This is a genomic window from Thiomicrorhabdus marina (assembly GCF_017571465.1).
GTDB classification, from domain to species: domain Bacteria; phylum Pseudomonadota; class Gammaproteobacteria; order Thiomicrospirales; family Thiomicrospiraceae; genus Thiomicrorhabdus; species Thiomicrorhabdus marina.
Window position 1 is genome coordinate 192,452 of record NZ_JAGETV010000001.1, and the last position, 18,205, is coordinate 210,656.

Sequence of the window (18,205 nt, forward strand, 5' to 3'; positions counted from 1 at the left end):
ACTAGTTTCAGTTGGCCAACCTACAAAAATAACAGTACTCCTAAAACCCATTCTTTGCCCATTATACTTGTCTTTTGCAAGTGATATTGTCTTGGCACCGTCGTTACCAAATTACCATCTGAGGTTTTTCTTTTTACAGAACCGGCTTTATTGTTACTCTGCATCCCTTTCCAGAATAAGTTTAAACCTGTAACGCCTCAATTCCATTGACATTAAAAAGCCAGTTATCACTTTCTATTGAATCCGATGCGAATTGTTGATTATGGCCTTGTTGATAAAGAAAACCCTTTATCGAATTCTGATCGCTTAAGTAATCCTGCAAAACCGTAAAACTCTTGGTCGTTAACCTCATATGGCTAAAATGCTGCCGACCGTTTTGCGCCCAGACGACTATCTTCTCCGACAGGTTCCGAGACATTTTTTGCAGATAATCATCCGGCAATTGCAAGCAATCTATTGGACAGGTTATCCATATTGAGATGTCATTCTTTAAGCCGTAATTTAATGCCGTTTCCACACCGGCTAAGGGACCCTGAAAACCGTCACGTAAATCAGTAATTACCGGAACCCCAAATTGCCGATATTGTTCAATATTACGATTCGCGCTGATTACAATCTGCACAGGTTGATTAAGTAGACTTACTTGACGTTCGAGCTTCTCTAAAACAATTTCAATAAAGGCTTTTCCAGCGAGCTGACACCAACCTTTATCTTGTCCGCCCATACGTCGTCCTTGGCCGCCGGCAAGTATCACTACACCAATCATAGCTCTTGCCAGTAATTAACCCGACTACCTAGCGGATAATCTTGGTTTGCCTCAATACGTACAAAGCCATCTGCTTGGCATAGCAATGCCAGTTGACTAGAACCGATCTGCAAGGGTACACACTCACAATCTTGTTTGATTACCGGCATCCATCTCAGTTTAGAAGTCGATGAAATAGCCTGAGTTAATCGTAGTGACTCCTTGGCTGGCTGGCTGAAATCTCGGTAAATTCGCCCGGAAAGTTTTTGTAAAAAAGGCACTGCAAATAACTGAAAACTAAAAAAAGCGGCAATCGGATTACCGGGTAAAGCGAGCACATGAGCTTTGCCGGAATATGCATACAACAAAGGTTTTGCCGGTTTCATATTCAATTTAAATCGCTGAAAGTCCTGTGCCGTACTTAACGCTTTCGGCATCCAATCCTTATCTCCTTGCGAGCTACCGCCAATACTGAGAATCAAATCGGCTTGCTTGCTCAATTGTTGGATTTTGCAATCAATCTCCTGCAAATCATCTTGCAATTGCCAGTGCCCCAGATAATCAATATTCTGTTTCTGCAATAAACTTTCCAACAAGTACCAATTGGCGTTAAAAACTGCGCCATTCGCCAACGGTTTTCCCGGCGTCCCGAGTTCATCCCCGAGGGTAAGCAAAGCCACTTTTGACCTTTTAGACACTTCAACTTCGGCAATCCCTACCGAAGATAAAACGCCGATTAATTTGGCATTCAACTGGGTTCCCTTTCGAGCCAAAACTTGCCCTAGCTTGATATCAGAACCGACGGTTTTAATATGTTGAGTTTGCAACTCATTTTTAGGATTAAATAGATAATCGCCATCTAAGCGCTGCTGAATTGCCGCCATTTCAACCGGAATAACGGCCGTGCCGTTATCTGGAATGACCGCCCCTGTCATGATTTTAATGCACTCACCTTTTGCTAAAGGCTCACTGATATTTGGGCCGGCAAACTGACTTGCTGCGATTTTCAAGAACGCAGTTCCATCCTTTAAATTCAAAGCATAGCCATCCATTGCGCTAATCGCTTTATCGGGAACATTCATTGGTGAGAAAATATCTTCGGCCAATACTCGATTTTGCGCAGCCAATAAAGGAACCATTTCTGTTGTTTGCAAAGCGGTTACCCTGCTCATCAAAGACTCAAAAACGTCATCAAATTCGTCAAATTGTGGTTTCGCTTGCATTAACATCAGTCGCTCCTTTGCTTCCAAAATTTGGTCGCCAACAAATAACACTCTTCATACCATCCGGCTAATTCTGTAGCCTTAAAAACAGCCGTGTTTTGCGAACAACGAATCGACAGCAAGCCGGCAGCAGCGGTACAAATCACCGCTTGCTCACCATATAAATCAGCCTTTTCACCTTTCCAAAGATGTAGCAAATCCTCATTTTTCCAAGTTTCCGGACGGCGTTGTCGTTCGATTTTGGCTTTTATCACCACCTCAAGCAAATCACTGTTCGTCTGGGACAGATAAAGCTTGTTCAATGCATCAGGACGTATTTCCGGTTCTCCGCCTTCGCCCTTGAAAACCAAGTTGGCTTGGGTTTTGATCGTCTGTGCGCCAGCATCATGTAGGTTCTCAACTCCTTTGTGGTAAATTCCCTGCATCGAGGCCTTGGCATTTAATGGATTAATCAGCTTCACCAAAGTATTGAAAACGGTTCTCACCCCCAGCTCTTCTTTAAGGTGCAGAATTTCACGTAACTCCGGCGCAAAAGTTTGTAATGGCAAATAAGTGAGTCCATTGCTGGCAAGCAGCTGTTTTGCGTCTTGTCTGTTTTTAGCAATGCTAAACCCAAGCGGTTCAAGTAAATCATGCGCATAAACGCGATTGCTAAATTGCCCGCTATCGCCATGCAATAGAACTCGAAAACCGTTTTGCACCAATAATTTGATAGCCAGTAAATAGTACGGAGGATAACGCCATTTACCTGCATAGGCCGAGCAATCCAAATCAATTCCCGAATTAATATCGCTGCCGAGAGCGTAGTAACGACGCAACTCGCCTAAAAAACCTTGAAGCTCATCGTTTGATTCGCCATTAGCACGCATTAACAACAAAAAAGCACCTAGCTGTCGATCGGTCACCGCTCCTTGCAATACCATTTGCAAAGCTTGTGCAGCTTCATCATCAGTCAACGAACGACGGGTCTTAGGCCCCTTGCCCAAAATGCGCAAGTACTCGCTAAAAGGTAAATCATCTTTAGGTTTTGCGATAGGATTTGGACTAGGTACCACTGCAATCATATTGCGACCTTCAGCAACTCGGTTTCAGCTGAGTTCTGACGTTGCGCCGCCGCTAACTTTAGTTGGTTGAGCTTTTGACGCACCTTGAGCACCTCGCCCACCACCAATAAAGCCGGCGGCTGAATTTTATTATTGGCAATGGTTTGCGATAGTTCACCAAGAGTCGTTTCGGTGACTTTTTGATTAACCCGAGTGCCGTTTTCAATAATCGCTGCCGGCATATCTGCATTAACGCCGTGAGCGATTAACCCCTGTTGAATTTTGGCCGCGTTTTTGATGCCCATATAGAACACCATGGTGTCACCGGAACTTGCCAAACGCGCATAATCAATTTCATCCGCTCCAGCCTGTTCATGACCAGTCACCAGCGACACCGAATGAGAATAATCACGGTGAGTAAGTGGAAAATCACCATAGGCAGCACAACCCGCTGCCGCAGTAATCCCCGGAACCACCTGATAAGGGACGCCATGCTCCGCCAGCAATTCCACTTCTTCGGCACCGCGACCAAAAATATAAGGGTCGCCGCCTTTTAGACGTGCAACTTTTTTACCTTGCTGTGCCAATTCCAATAACAATTGCGTAATTTTGGTTTGCGGCATTCGGTGCCAACGCTCACGTTTACCGACATATACGCGTTCGGCTTCGCGGCGTGCCATATCCACAATTTCATCAGAAACCAAACGGTCATACACCACCACATCAGCCTGTTGCAAAAGGCGCAATGCTTTAAAGGTCATCAGCTCTGGATCACCCGGCCCTGCACCGATTAAATAAACTTCGCCCTGCGGTTGGTATCCTGTTTGTGAATCTTGTGCTAGTTTGCTTTGTAGAATCTGTTCGGCTTGGGCTTCCTCGCCCTGCACAGCTTTGTCAAGAAACACACCATTCAATAACTCTTCCCAAAACTGCTTTCGGCCATCTGGATGCAGAATTTTCTCTTTAACCGCTTGGCGATATTTACCGACCAATTCGGTTGCTTTAGCAAAGCCGTATGGAATTTGCGTATCCAAACGCGACTTCATTAAACGCGCCAACACCGGCGAGCGCCCTCCGGTAGAAACTGCGACCGTCATCGAACCGCGTTCAACAATGCCCGGCAAGATAAAATCACAATACTCGGTTTGATCAGCGACATTCACCGCAATCCCTTGCTCTTGGCAATAAGCATGTACGGCTAAATTGACTGCTTGGTTATCGGTCGCAGAAATCACCAACTGCGGACGTGGCACTTGCTGCATTAACTCAACGCTGAATTCTCCCCATTGCCAAATCACCAAACCACGCGCAAGGTGATAATTCATTTCCTGTTTAAGTTCCGGTGAGATAACGGTCACAATCGCACCCGCTTTAATAAACAGATCTGCTTTGCGGGCAGCAACAGCCCCGCCGCCGACAATCAAACAATGCTGGTCTTTAATCTTGCTAAAAATCGGTAAATAATCCATTTTGTCTCTCTCCCAAAATGCAGGCTACGTTAAGCCACGTCTGTCACAGCTGCCGTTAGGGTCTGCTGCAAAATCTCTGTTAATTCCGGCACACAACTTCCACAATTAGTGCCCGCTTTAAGCGCTTGACCAATCGCCTCAACACTGGTTAATTTCTGTTCGCTAATCGCCTCAACAATAGTGTTTAAACCGATGCCAAAACAGCTACAAACAGTTGGACCGACATCTTTCGCACCACTCATCTTCCCCGCAAGTAAATAACGACGTTGCAGCGGTTCAAGTTCTTTGGCGAAGGTTTCGCCCAGCCATGAGCGTTCGATTTTCGGAATATATTTGCCGATAAAGCCAACCGCCTGAACGCGGTTATCGGCAATTACCGCAAAACGAAATTGGTCATTTTGCTGATAACGCAGTACTTGGCTGTTGTCGCTTTTTCCTAATTTTTCAAACCATGTCTCAACTTCTGATTGCTCGTTGAATCGGCTACTTTCGTTCGCTTCAATCGCGAATTCATAACGGTTAAATGTTTTGCCGGTAATCCGGTTCCAATAATGTGCCGCAGATAAATCCAAGGTTTTAGTGCTCAGAATCACGCCTTGCCATTGCGCATCAAAAGGCTCGACTTTGACCACCGCATGTTTGCTTTCCGGCTGGCCGGATAATGGATCGGTAATCGCCGGAATCAAAGCATCGACATTACCGGCGCTGGCAAATTGGCGAGTCCAATGCATCGGCACAAACACCGAACCTTTAGCCTGTTGATCAGTGACATCTAAGCGAGCAATAACACGATAAGCTTGCTGTGTTTTGCCCAGTAAAACGACTAATTGACCATTTTGTAAATTCTGCTTTTCCGCATCTTGTGGGTGCATCGCCACAGTAATCTCATCACGATGCGCCATTAATTTAGCGGTCTTACCGGTGCGAGTCATGGTGTGCCACTGGTCTCGCAAACGTCCGGTATTCAATACAAACGGAAATTCGCTGTCGGTTCGATTTCTAGGAAGCTGCGGAGTGATTGGAATAAATTGCGCCTTGCCGGAAGCGGTATAGAATTTGCCATCGGCGAATAGGCGCTTGCAGCCCTGAGGGTTGGCTTGATTAATCGGCCACTGCATCGGTTTCAGGTTTTGATAATCCTCATCTGAAATCCTAGCTAAAGCGGAAATATCAAAGTCGCGCTGCCCATTATTTTCAAAGCCGGACAAAGCGGCATGTTCGCGAAAGATTCCCGCAACCGACCGGTAATCAAACCCGGCAAAGCCCATGCGCTGGGCAACTTGACACAGTTGCCACCAATCGGCACGAGCCTGATTCGGTCCATTGATAAAGCGACGTTGACGAGAAATGGTACGATCGGAATTGGTTACCGTGCCGTCAATCTCCCCCCAGGTGAGCGCAGGTAAAAGGACATCGGCCATTTCTGTGGTATCGGTACACTGCATGCAATCGGAAACCACAACCATTTCGCACTTTTGCAAAGCTTCGCGCACCGCTTGAGCATCCGGCATCGACACGACCGGATTGGTATTAATAATCCAGATGGCTTTGATTTTGCCGTCATTCACTGCTTGGAACATATCCACCGCTTTTAGGCCGTTTTGTTGCGCCATATTCGGAGCCTGCCAAAAGCGCGATACGGTATCAATGTGCTCCGGGTTGGCAAAATCCATGTGTGCCGCCAACTGGTTAGCAAGTCCGCCAACTTCACGCCCGCCCATTGCATTCGGTTGACCTGTAATCGAAAACGGCCCCATGCCTTCTTTACCGATACGGCCGGTTGCCAGATGTAGATTGATAATCGCATTGGATTTATCGACGCCACTGGATGATTGATTAACGCCTTGCGAATACAGCGAAACCATCTTTTGATTATCTCGAACCAGTTGATAAAACTGCTCAAGTTCTGCTACGGACAGCGCACAGTCTTTGGCAACACGATTCATATCACCCTGCAAAATCTGCGCATGTTGTAGGGCTTTATCAAAGCCTTCGGTGTGTTGTTTGATATAACTGAAATCACACGCTTGCTGCTGAGCAAGATAGCTAAGCACACCATTAAACAGCATAGCGTCGGTACCCGGCGCAATTTGCAGATGCAAATCTGCCAAGTCGCAAGTGGCAGTGCGGCGCGGGTCAACCACAACCACTTTCATCTGCGGGCGTTGTTTTTTCGCCGCTGCAATGCGCTGATAAACAATCGGGTGTGCCCAAGCGGTATTCGAGCCAATAATGACAATCAAATCCGCCAGCTCTAAATCTTCATAGGAGCAAGGCACCGCATCGGCGCCAAACGCGCGTTTATAACCGACCACAGCCGATGCCATACACAGGCGAGAATTGGTGTCGATATTAGCGCTGCCGATAAAGCCTTTCATCAACTTATTGGCAACGTAATAATCTTCGGTCAATAATTGCCCGGAGACATAAAACGCCACTGCATCACGGCCATATTGATCAATCACTTGCTGAAATTTATCCGCGACGGCATCTAAAGCATGGTTCCAAGAAACGGCTTCTCCATTAACCTGTGGTGACAGCATCCGTCCTGCAAAATCGATTGTTTCCCCAGCCGATGACCCTTTTACGCAGAGCTTGCCGAAGTTTGCCGGATGCGATTTATCACCAAGCACTTTCACTTTTACCGCACTTGGATTGCTGTTGTCTTGCACGGTAATTTGCATACCGCAGCCGACGCCGCAATATGGGCAGGTGGTTTGAATCGCCTCCTTGGTTTGGCAGCTTAATGAAGTTAGATTGGCGTCTGTCATCTCCAACTCCGTTACAGTTGTAACCAAACGATGTCTGCTTCGATTTTGCTTGGATAAACCGGAATCGAAATCCCTTCTTTATCCAAACATTCGCCAGTGGTTAAGCTATAACGCTCTTTATGCAACGGCGAAGCAACATAGAGCTCACCTTGTACATCGCCGGTCATACCACGTGACATCACATTTGAATCTCGTATCGGATCGAGATTCCCGGTGGCATAAACTAACCCGTCCATATAGAACAATGCGATTTGCTGTTCATTAACTAAGGCTGCAACCCCTGCATTTGCAACCAATTCCTCGACCGGACAAATTTCAATCCATTCTGTCATCTTGTACTCCAAATTCATTTTGCTGAAGCAGAAAATAAAAAAGGCCCACCCCGCCAAACAACGGAGTGAGCCTCTTTGCTCTGATATTTCTAATTTTGATTAATTAATGCAGCTTACATGCCATTAAAATTAAAATACCTTTAATTTCAACGAGTTAAGAATTTTTAGCAAATTTTTAACGACTCATAACCATACCGCCACCCTCTAAGTTGCACTAAAACAAGCAAATATCACGCGCAAAAAAGGTGCAAAAAGCCAATTAAAGAAAGCCATTTTCAAGCAAACCACCACCATTGCAAAAGGATCACTAAGAGAAGAAATGCGCTGATACCTTGCCATACCAACAACGGATTTTTTTCTATCAACGGCACATAATCTTGTGGAATCAAAATATCCACATTCGGCTTACGTAAATTACTCAATAACTCGGATAATAAGGCGAATCTTTGCATTGGATTAGGCGCACAGGCTTTCTTGAGAACCGCGTCTACCCAATCCGGCAAATCCGGTCGCAAGCTGCGTAAAGACAGATATTGCAAATGACTGTAGCTGCGTAAAACAAAAGGCTGTAGTTGCTTTTCTTTAAAAGGCAGCTGGCCAGTCAACATTTCATAAGCGATAACCGCAAGGGAAAACAGGTCGGAACGTTTGGAGGCCGGCTCACCTAGCAGATATTCCGGTGCGGTATAGTGCAATGTCCCTTCGGGATGCTGGCGTTGCAGAACGGTTGCCATCTCTTGCACCCCGGCAACTTTAGCGGCGCCAAAATCGATGATTTTAATTCGACCATTGCCCTCAATCAAAATATTATCCGGCTTCAAATCTTGGTGCAGAATGTCTTGCCTGTGCAACGCTCGCAAGGCCGATGCAATCTGTTCGACGAAACCAATAACCGTTAGGTAATCCGGCTGCGGATTCGCCCGCAGCCACTCAGTTAGAGTCTGGCCTTGGATATACTCACAAATAAAATACAAAAACTGTTTTGGGCGATTCGCTCGGTAAGTTTTCAATAATCCTGGATGTTTAAGACGTTGTCCAAGCCACTCCTCTCGAATAAATCCATCCAGATACCAAGGGTCATCGCAATAATTAGCAGATGGGGTTTTTAAAACCCGTTTTTCACGCGTTTCAATATCTTGCGCTAGATAAATCTGGCTGCGCGGGGAAAGGCTAATTTCTTGAAGAATTTGATAGCCGTCTAAAATCATTCCCGGCTCTAAATCCGGCGGAAACGGCAAAGCCGTTAACTGTTGATACACCTCTTCTTCACTAACTTGCGGCAGTTGCACAACCTCAATAAGCTGTGCACTGAGGTTATCGGTGGACTGATTATGCAATGCCATGGCGAGCAGTTTTTTGGCTTTTTCTTCAACCGCCAAGTCACTCTGCAAAGTCTGACGAAATTCCTGTTTGCCAAGGTGCTCATAAACACCGTCACTGCACATTAAAAACTGATCACCTTGCTGCAAGGTGTGACTGGAAAAATCAACTTGCAGATTCGAATCCATGCCCAAAGCACGACTGAGATAGCGGTTGTCACGATTCAACCATGTTAGGTGGTCATTGGTTAATTGCTGTAACTCGCCATCGCGAAGCCGATAGATACGCGCGTCGCCAACGTGCAACACATAGACTGTATTGGATTTAAAAATCAGTGCATCAAATGTAGTGACCCAACCACGTTGAGGGTTAGCATCGGAAATCCCTTGCTGATACAGCCAACTATTTAAAGCACCAATTACCTGTTGGCAAGCATGTTCGGTACTCCACATATCGGACGTAGAATAATAGTCCTCGATAAAAGACTGTACCGCGGTTTGGCTGGCTTGGCGTGCCGCCTCACTACTGGAAATCCCATCCGCCAACACCGCTACCGCCCCTTTTGACCGCAATAGAGGCGGTTCCGGCACACTAAAATTCACGGCATCTTGATTTTCCTCTTTCACTCCGGCTGAGGATTCAAAACCGATACTAAGTTTTAAGGGCTGAGACACAAACACTTCACCTTTAGAAACCGTTACATAAATCAGAGTAAATTAGCTGGCTTTCAACAAAGAGTTTAAACTTCCTCTAAAACGCTACGAGAAGCGGGAAGCCCTATTCATTTAAAGCGTCTTGAGAGCCGCAAAATCGCAGCGAAAGTCGACGACGTTTACAGCAAGTAAATGAGTCGACTTTCAACAAAGAGTTTAAACTTCCTCTAAAGCGCTACGAGAAGCGAGAAGCCCTGTTCATTTAAAGCGTCATGAGAGCCGCAAAATCGAGGCGAAAGTCGACGACGTTTACAGCAAGTAAATGAGTCGACTTTCAACAAAGAGTTTGAGGTTCGCAATAGCTTTAAAGCTTAGCGAACGTCGATTAACTGCACAGTCCCATCCGACATCACTTCAGCCATCTGTCCTTGCGGCTCTTCCAAGAAGAAGAAAATCAACATAAACACGGCAAGCGCCACGACTCCGATAATCATAAAGAATTGATCGTAAGTGACCAGCGAGTTCGCGGTTAAAAACAGAACCGCCCCGACATTACCAAATGCGCCAGCCATACCGGCGATCTGTCCGGTTAAGCGGCGTTGCACTAAAGGAACCATGGCATAGACTGCCCCGGAACCAGCTTTGGAAAATATTCCCGCGATAATGGTAATTGTGACTACAAACCAGACAGACCAATCTTTCTCGACAAAACCAAGTGCAATAAAACTCATACTGATACCGGCAAAAATCCAAATCAATGTACGTTTACGGCCAAAAAAGTCCGAAAACCAACCACCCGCGGGGCGTGCGACTAAATTAATAAACGGATAAATCCCTGCCAAAAGCGCAGCGGTCACTTTTGGTAACTCAAACCATGATACATAAAACATCGCTAGCATCGAGACCACGGCCAGCTCGGTTCCGAAAGTAACCATATAAGCCCAGTTAAGAATCGCAACCTGCTTGAATTTATAGCGATGCATCTGTGGTACGGGCTTCACTAGAATCGATTTATTGACCTGCCAAACTTGCCATGTCTGCACCGCGAAAACTGTCAACAAACCAAGATAAGTCACATAGGTAGCCAGTTCATTAAACAAGCCCATATTGCTTGGTGACAATTTCCACGTCAGTACCGCCAGCGCAATATACAGAGGAATATTCATCAACATATACAGCAGCAAGTCGCCCTTAGAAGTGACTTCTAAAGCACCATTTTTTTTCGGTTTAAAATAGGTCGAACCCTTTGGCGTGTTGGAGACGCTAAAGTAATAAACAATTCCGTAAGCCATTGCCGCTAAGCTAGCGATGCTAATTGCGTAACGCCAACCATCTGTATCACCAATGGCAACCGCAATAAACGGCAAAGTCATGGCAGCACCGGCAGAACCAAAGTTGCCCCAGCCGCCATAAATTCCTTGCGCAATGCCAGTCTGTTTTGCAGGGAACCATTCCGAAATCATACGAATCCCGACAACAAACCCGGCGCCGATAAAGCCTGATAAAAAACGCAACAATGCCAATTGATCGTAGGTTTGAGCCCAAGCAAAAGCGATACTGACCAAACCACCGACAATTAGAATCGCACTATAAAGTATCCGCGGTCCGAATTTGTCGACCAACATGCCAACGACAACACGTGCCGGAATGGTTAAGGCAACATTTAAAATCAGTAACACCTTCGCCTGTTGATCGGTTAATTGCAGTGCTTCTTGGATAAATGGCATCATTGGCCCAAGACCGAGCCAAACCACGAAGCTCATAAAAAAAGCAAACCATGTTAGATGCAAAATGCGTACATTGCCGGAAAACGAAAACAGATTAAACATCGTAAAACTTCTCTCTCTACGACCAAACGCGATAACTGATCGCGCTTAGTCTATTTTAGACATAAAAAAAGCCCTCTCCACAGAAAAGCGGAGAGAGCTTCATTGCTCAGAATTCTATAAATTTCGTTTAAATTAACAAGAGTTATACCACTAAAAACCAAACGCCTTTAAAAACAATGAGTTGAACTGACTAAAAAGCATTTCACTTCATCAAAAGAGCCGTTAAAACCCACTAATTGCACCTTTAAAGACTGTACGTTTCACCAATGTAAAACAAAAATACGTAAGCGGCAGACACCCAACTTATGTTCAAGCTCGGCTATACATACAGAATTTACTGCTGAAAATTCAATCTAAAAAAATTTTAAGTTTTTTTTCAAAAAACTGTAAGGAATTCAAATTAGCTTCGTCTAAGCAGTGAACGCAGAAGAAATTCGTGAAAGCCTCAACGCAATACGAACTTCCTCCTTCTTCTAGATTCCCCTTTTCAAAACAGAGGTAGCTACCATGAAAACCAAAATGACTTTTTATTCAATTATTGCAGCAATGCTGTTATCAGTATCGATGAACGCGAGTGCCGCAACAGGCAATCCATTCGCAACAATTCAAAACGGCTTTACCGTGCTGGCTCAGTCTGATACGCCTGAAGGCAAGTGCGGAACAGCAAAATGTGGTTCCGAAAAGCCAACTTCCGATGCTAAATGCGGTGCAGCAAAACCAGCAGACTCAAAATGCGGCAGTGCAAAACCGGCTGATTCAAAATGCGGTGCCGCTAAGTGCGGAGCAAGCAAATAATTCCATCAATCTATCGTAAGCAAGGTATACCGCACCTGATTATGCCTTGCTCTCCTTTCCCTAATTTGAAGGAGAAAATCATGAACACCTTATTCAGAAAACCCACTAGCCTCTATCAATCAACACTTACCAAACTCGCCTATTTTGAAGGCCTAGCACCACTTCTGCTCAGACTCTATCTGGCACCGATTTTTATGCAAGCAGGATGGAATAAACTCGCCAACTTCTCGGAAACCGCAGAATGGTTCGGCAACCCGGAATGGGGACTTGGACTGCCCTTTCCGGAACTGATGACAGCCCTTGCCGGAGGGGCTGAGTTTTTTGGCGGTATCGCGCTGATAATCGGTTTGGCAGTACGTTGGTTCTCGATTCCGTTAATGATTACCATGATTGTTGCAGCCATCACCGTGCATTGGTCAAACGGCTGGCTGGCAATTTCCGATGCATCTAGCTGGCTCGCCAATCAACAAATATTAGACTCTCAGCAACAGTTAATAGTGAGTAAAGAACTACTGCAAACACACGGTAATTACGAGTGGCTGACCATGAACGGACAAATTGTTATACTCAATAACGGAATTGAGTTTGCCGCCACCTATTTCATCATGCTTCTAAGCCTGCTATTTACCGGCGGCGGACGTTATTTCAGTCTCGATTACTGGATCACTATCTGGATTAAAAAGACTGCCGACAAGAATTAAAAAATCAAGGAACTGACAAGGAATGTCATCACCCAGCATAGCCCCTGCGGATTTTGAACAGCGTGTAGAGCAATTACGCCCGCGGCTAATTTCGTTTGCCCAGCTACACCTGAACTGCACAACGGATGCTGATGATGTCGTCCAAGAAACGTTGATTTCGGCATGGAACGGTCTAGAACAATTCCAAGCAAAATCAAGCTTAGAAACATGGATATTTAGCATACTGCGCCACAAAATAATCGACCTCTATCGCAATCACTCAAAGATACAACTTTTCGAGTACGACGAAAACCAATTACCGGATACCGCCCCCTTATTTCAAGAAGATCAACATTGGCAAAAAGAGCACGCACCAAGCACGTGGCCAACGCCATATAAAGAACTTGAAAACGAACATTTTTGGCACGTTTTTGATTTATGCGTCTTCCACCTGCCGCCACAAACATCACAGGTTTTTTCAATGCGCGAATTGCTTGGCTTTGACACCAAACAGATTTGCCAAGCGCTACAAATCTCGGAAGAAAACTGCTGGACTATTCTGCACCGCGCCCGGCTAAAACTGCGCGCCTGTTTAGAACAAAACTGGTTTATTGCAGAGGAGAACAAATTATGAAAAAAATGAGCTCATGCAAACACGCCACCGAACTGATGTCACAAAAACAAGATCGCGAACTCAGCTTTAAAGAGCAGACTTGGCTAATCACGCATTTATCACTTTGCGCAAATTGTCGTCGTTTTAACAAACAACTCGATATTATCGGAAAAGCCTGTGAAGAAAGAAGGGAAGAATTAGAAAATCCGGAAACTAAATAGCACATTCGATTCATTCAGCTTAAACAATTTTCGCACATCTATAATCTATGCTAGGCAGACTTAAGAATCTGTCATAATACTTAATTGAATACAAAAATCGTAAAACCAAAACTATCCGTGACAAATAACCTCATCAAGAAATCAATTCAACTAAACGTTCCCGTACCATTTCATTGCCGGACGTTTTAGCGCAAAGTTGCTGCATTAAAAGCTCAGGTTCATTGCAGGAGTTAAGTAATTTCCCCATTACAGCTTCAATACAGTGTCGCCATTCTTCTAGTTCCGGTGATTCCGATTGAGCCATCAAAGGACCTTGATACAGCCTGAAAGCTTCATTAACATTCTGTTCATGCAATGCTTGCCAGACTTGAATAAAATCGCACCATACGGGCATCATCAATCGATAAGGACGAGAACCGACTTGACCATCCAAAAGGTGACGCAAATGGGACAGTTCCGCTTTTAAAGTACTAGAAGAGATTGGAGCATCGCCGTATAAAGCAGCATGAAAAGCCTCAAGTTTTAAACCTTGCGGATTCAGCGCCAATAGGCAAAGAATTTCTAACTGCCGTTTGCTGAGCTGCAGATTTTGTCCCCGAAAAACCACCTGTGCCTGACCTAAAGCGCGGATTTCCAACTCGGCTCTCGGTGAGACTTCCGGTAAATTACGGGCAATATTACAAGCCAGCTGAGTCACTGCCGCCTGACCCAAAGCAGTATGTTTTTTCCAGGTGGTCGACATATCCAGGATACCTACACATTCGCCAGATTGCGGATGAATTATCGGCGCGGCATAACAGACCCAATCATGCAAAAACGATTGATAATGCTCCGATGAAAAAACCGTTACCGGACTACGTAATTTTTTTGCCAAACCAATCGCATTGGTGCCAATTGACTGCTCATCCCAGCGTCCGCCCTCCTGAAAATTAACTGATTCTGCTCGGCTGCGCATATGCCGGCTGGCATGACTCCATAACATACATCCGCTCGGATCAGCAATTGCCGCCACCAACTCTCCTTCACGAGCGAGTTGCATCATATTATCCTGCTCTTGTCGTGCAGCGATAGATAGAGGAGACATCTGCCACTCTTCACGAATACGCGTTTTAGCAATAGAAGGTGCATGAGTTACTTTTTTATTGAGACTTAATGCACTTCTTTGCCAAGACTGAGAGATCGCTTGTGAAATCTGGTCTTGAGCAGGTCGTATTGCGCTTTCGGTAAAATCACACCAGTGGTTCTCGATAATATTGCGACGCTCTTTAAGGTTATACCCCGCAAGTAAGTTGTCACTCATCATTGCGTTCCTTTCCCTTTTTGATCATAAGTAGCAAAATTATAGTCGTGCTTAATTTCGTCTATTTACTGTTCTTTTTATAACGCTAACGTTTTCATTTATAACCCTCATTGCTTAAACCGACAATAGAAAGAAAAATTTTCACTTATAAAACAACTGCATACCTTCTCCACTCATAAATATTTCGATTATTCGCTAGGAAACCAACCTTTTTCCAACCTTTGGATCAGTAAAGTTCTTAGTCGAACCAAAACCTCTGCTTGGTGCAAAGGCTTTGAATAGAGAAATAAATAACAAGAATTCAGAGACGAGGAGTCTTTCATGCAATACGCAATTCCAAATAGCGAAGGCGCAGTCATTAACTTTAAAGATCGTTACGAAAACTTTATTGGCGGGAAATGGGTCGCCCCTGTCGATGGCAAGTACTTTGATAATATCTCTCCGGTTAATGGTAAAGCTTTCTGTCAGGTACCTAGATCCAATGAAAAAGATATTGAGCTAGCGCTTGATGCCGCTCACGCTGCTGCAGATGCATGGGGCACGGCTTCGGTGACTGAACGTTCAAATATTCTTCTAAAAATTGCAGACCGTATTGAAGAAAATCTGGAAGCTCTTGCTGTAGCAGAAACTTGGGATAACGGAAAAGCGGTGCGTGAAACACTAAACGCTGACATTCCTTTAACGGTTGACCATTTCCGTTACTTTGCCGGTTGTATTCGTGCTCAAGAAGGCTCTTTGGGCGAAATCGACAGCAACACCGTTGCCTATCACTTTCACGAACCGCTTGGTGTGGTCGGGCAAATTATCCCTTGGAACTTCCCTTTATTAATGGCTGCTTGGAAATTGGCTCCGGCACTGGCCGCTGGGAACTGTGTGGTATTGAAACCGGCAGAACAGACACCTGTCTCTATTTTAGTCATGGTTGAAATGATTCAAGACCTGCTGCCGGAAGGTGTTTTAAACGTGGTTAACGGTTACGGTATCGAAGCGGGTAAAGCACTGGCAACCAGCACTCGTATCGCCAAAATCGCCTTTACCGGTTCTACACCGGTTGGTGCGCAGATTATGAAATATGCTGCTGACAATATTATTCCTTCCACCGTTGAATTGGGTGGTAAATCACCTAATGTTTATTTCTCGGATATTATGGATCACGAAGATGCATTCCTTAGCAAGTGTGTTGAAGGTGCAGTACTGGCTTTCTTTAACCAAGGAGAAGTCTGTACCTGTCCGTCTCGTCTACTGATTCAAGAAGATATCTACGATAAATTTATCAGCATGGTTATTGATCGCGCAGCACAAATTAAACGCGGCAACCCGTTAGATACAGAAGTGATGGTAGGTGCACAAGCTTCACAGGAGCAGTACGACAAGATTCTTAGTTATCTGCAAATTGGGCGTGACGAAGGGGCAGAAGTTATTACCGGTGGTTCGTCAGAATCACTGGACGGCGACTACGCAGGCGGTTTCTATATCCAGCCGACATTATTGAAAGGCACAAATGAAATGCGCGTATTCCAAGAAGAAATTTTTGGACCTGTTGTCTCGGTAACAACCTTTAAAGATGAAGCAGAGGCTTTGGCGATTGCCAACGATACGGAATTCGGTCTGGGTGCCGGTGTCTGGTCAAGAGACATGAACACCTCGTACCGAATGGGTCGCGGTATCCAAGCAGGTCGCGTCTGGACAAACTGCTATCACCTATACCCAGCGCACGCGGCATTCGGTGGCTATAAAAAATCCGGTGTCGGTCGTGAAACACATAAGATGATGTTAGAACACTACCAGCAAACCAAAAACTTGCTTGTTAGTTACGACGTTAATCCACTAGGTTTTTTCTAGGTAATCGTTTGAACCTATGAGGAGACACTGAACAAGTCCCATTGACTTAATCGAGATATTGCAAGGCGCAAATTCTTCTATACATTGAAGTCATTTGAACTTATTCTGTGCCTCCCTAATTTCCGGCGGATAACATTCTGTCGGAACTTATATAATTCTCACTATGAATGCTTTTCCTGATTGGCTATTCCAAAATAGTTTCCATACTCTAGGCGAAGATTTCTATAAGCCTTTTGCACCTCGAGTCCTTGAAGAACCTAAATTAATCGCCTCTAATGCTGATGCCCTCTCCTTACTCGGTTTAAAGCCAACTGATCTAAACAATCCAAATCTGTTCAACCTTCTATGCGGCAGACAGACTTTGCCAACTATGCGGCCGCTGGCACAGGATTATGCAGGGCATCAATTTGGTAAATTTAATCCGCTACTCGGTGATGGTAGAGTGCTAATGCTCGGCGAAATTACCACCCAGCAAGGTAATTGGGAACTGAGTTTAAAAGGGATTGGCAGAACACCTCTTGCCCAAAACTCAGTAGATGCGGATGGTTTTTCAGGTATCAGTGAAAGCCTGCATGAATTCGACATCAGTCAGCAGCTGGCTAAACTTGGCTTACCAACCATGCACTGTCTGGCAGTTATCGCCGATAAACAACCAGCCTATCGAAATCATCAATTTGAAGATTCTGCGATACTAAGTCGAATTGCACCAACCCATATCCGCTTTGGTACTTTTGAACTGCACTATTTCCGGCGAGATTTTGATGCGCTGCAACAGCTATGTGACTACGTCATTAAACATTACTATCCAGAGTGCCAAAACACCGAATTATCGAAACCACAGCAATATGCAGCATTTCTCAGTACAGTCATCAAACGCACGGCAAGATTAATCGCGCATTGGCAAGCGACAGGGTTTACTCATGGCACCATGAACACCGATAATCAATCTATTATCGGTATTACCCTCGACTTGAGCCATGCTCAGTTCAATACAAGTTTTGATCCCAGCTTCACAACCAACCCTGCTGATAAAAAACACCGTTACGCTTTTGGTAATCAACCGATAATCGGACTGTGGAACTGCAATGTATTGGCTCGAGCGCTCTCACCGTTGATAGAACCACACGCCATTCGACAAGCGCTACTCGAATACGAACCAACCTATTTAACCTACTATCAAAAAATCAAACTCACCTGTCCCCATTGAACTTCCAATGATGTCAAACTCGATTGCTTTCTATCTTTTTAAGTGAGTAGTGCGTTTTATAGTGAAATTAACCTATAATAATTTCATTCTAATCTGATACAGACCTAAAACTAAGAGTAGAGAATGCGATCTATAGCTCAAAGCCTTTCGAAATTTTTTCAA

Annotated in this window: 15 protein-coding genes; 6 read left to right on the forward strand and 9 right to left on the reverse strand. The window is 44.9% G+C overall.

The window, feature by feature from the left end; all coding sequences use genetic code 11:
- Nucleotides 1–181: 181 nt before the first annotated feature.
- The 8 genes from J3998_RS00950 to J3998_RS00985 form a co-directional block, all read right to left on the reverse strand.
- Nucleotides 182–766 (reverse strand): NTP transferase domain-containing protein, encoded by a 585-nt coding sequence (locus J3998_RS00950; RefSeq protein ID WP_208146495.1) that lies wholly within the window; start codon nucleotides 764–766, stop codon nucleotides 182–184.
- Nucleotides 763–1,974 carry a molybdopterin molybdotransferase MoeA gene (locus J3998_RS00955; RefSeq protein ID WP_208146497.1) on the reverse strand — a complete coding sequence of 404 codons (1,212 nt, stop codon included), beginning with the start codon at nucleotides 1,972–1,974 and terminating at the stop codon, nucleotides 763–765. The genes J3998_RS00950 and J3998_RS00955 overlap by 4 nt, the downstream gene beginning before the upstream one ends.
- Nucleotides 1,974–3,032 carry a glycosyl transferase family protein gene (locus J3998_RS00960; RefSeq protein ID WP_208146499.1) on the reverse strand — a complete coding sequence of 353 codons (1,059 nt, stop codon included), beginning with the start codon at nucleotides 3,030–3,032 and terminating at the stop codon, nucleotides 1,974–1,976. Before J3998_RS00960 ends, J3998_RS00955 begins: the two co-directional genes overlap by 1 nt.
- Complete coding sequence (gene cysG / locus J3998_RS00965; protein WP_208146501.1) at nucleotides 3,029–4,480, reverse strand: siroheme synthase CysG; 1,452 nt, start codon at nucleotides 4,478–4,480, stop codon at nucleotides 3,029–3,031. The genes J3998_RS00960 and cysG overlap by 4 nt, the downstream gene beginning before the upstream one ends.
- A 29-nt stretch (nucleotides 4,481–4,509) precedes the next feature.
- Nucleotides 4,510–7,251: a nitrate reductase gene (locus tag J3998_RS00970; RefSeq protein WP_208146503.1), complete on the reverse strand. Its 2,742-nt coding sequence runs from the start codon at nucleotides 7,249–7,251 to the stop codon at nucleotides 4,510–4,512.
- A gap of 11 nt (nucleotides 7,252–7,262) precedes the next feature.
- Nucleotides 7,263–7,583, reverse strand: a complete 321-nt coding sequence (gene nirD / locus J3998_RS00975; RefSeq protein ID WP_208146505.1) for a nitrite reductase small subunit NirD — start codon at nucleotides 7,581–7,583, stop codon at nucleotides 7,263–7,265.
- Nucleotides 7,584–7,858: 275 nt separating this feature from the next.
- The gene (locus J3998_RS00980) at nucleotides 7,859–9,577 is read right to left on the reverse strand and encodes a protein kinase domain-containing protein (RefSeq protein WP_208146507.1); all 1,719 of its coding nucleotides are present in this window, start codon (nucleotides 9,575–9,577) and stop codon (nucleotides 7,859–7,861) included.
- Between the two features lie 350 nt (nucleotides 9,578–9,927).
- Nucleotides 9,928–11,385, reverse strand: a complete 1,458-nt coding sequence (locus J3998_RS00985; protein WP_208146509.1) for an MFS transporter — start codon at nucleotides 11,383–11,385, stop codon at nucleotides 9,928–9,930.
- A 507-nt stretch (nucleotides 11,386–11,892) separates the two neighbouring features.
- Between J3998_RS00985 and J3998_RS00990 the strand changes: the two genes are divergently transcribed.
- The 4 genes from J3998_RS00990 to J3998_RS01005 all read left to right on the forward strand — a co-directional run bounded on the left by J3998_RS00990 (nucleotide 11,893) and on the right by J3998_RS01005 (nucleotide 13,694).
- Nucleotides 11,893–12,180, forward strand: a complete 288-nt coding sequence (locus J3998_RS00990; protein ID WP_208146511.1) for an HvfA family oxazolone/thioamide-modified RiPP metallophore — start codon at nucleotides 11,893–11,895, stop codon at nucleotides 12,178–12,180.
- Between the two features lie 80 nt (nucleotides 12,181–12,260).
- Nucleotides 12,261–12,881, forward strand: coding sequence for an HvfX family Cu-binding RiPP maturation protein (locus tag J3998_RS00995; RefSeq protein ID WP_208146513.1), 621 nt, complete (start codon nucleotides 12,261–12,263; stop codon nucleotides 12,879–12,881).
- A gap of 22 nt (nucleotides 12,882–12,903) precedes the next feature.
- Nucleotides 12,904–13,494 (forward strand): sigma-70 family RNA polymerase sigma factor, encoded by a 591-nt coding sequence (locus J3998_RS01000; RefSeq protein WP_208146515.1) that lies wholly within the window; start codon nucleotides 12,904–12,906, stop codon nucleotides 13,492–13,494.
- Nucleotides 13,491–13,694: a zf-HC2 domain-containing protein gene (locus J3998_RS01005; RefSeq protein ID WP_208146517.1), complete on the forward strand. Its 204-nt coding sequence runs from the start codon at nucleotides 13,491–13,493 to the stop codon at nucleotides 13,692–13,694. The genes J3998_RS01000 and J3998_RS01005 overlap by 4 nt, the downstream gene beginning before the upstream one ends.
- Before the next feature lie 133 nt (nucleotides 13,695–13,827).
- Here the strand turns inward: J3998_RS01005 and J3998_RS01010 are convergent, their stop codons facing one another.
- Nucleotides 13,828–14,994: a helix-turn-helix domain-containing protein gene (locus J3998_RS01010; RefSeq protein ID WP_208146519.1), complete on the reverse strand. Its 1,167-nt coding sequence runs from the start codon at nucleotides 14,992–14,994 to the stop codon at nucleotides 13,828–13,830.
- A 321-nt stretch (nucleotides 14,995–15,315) separates the two neighbouring features.
- Here J3998_RS01010 and exaC point away from each other — a divergent pair, with 321 nt between their 5' ends.
- Nucleotides 15,316–16,836: an acetaldehyde dehydrogenase ExaC gene (gene exaC / locus J3998_RS01015; RefSeq protein ID WP_208146521.1), complete on the forward strand. Its 1,521-nt coding sequence runs from the start codon at nucleotides 15,316–15,318 to the stop codon at nucleotides 16,834–16,836.
- A 163-nt stretch (nucleotides 16,837–16,999) separates the two neighbouring features.
- A complete protein-coding gene (locus J3998_RS01020) occupies nucleotides 17,000–18,043 on the forward strand; it encodes a protein adenylyltransferase SelO family protein (RefSeq protein ID WP_208146523.1) in 1,044 nt (347 codons plus the stop codon).
- Nucleotides 18,044–18,205: the final 162 nt, after the last annotated feature.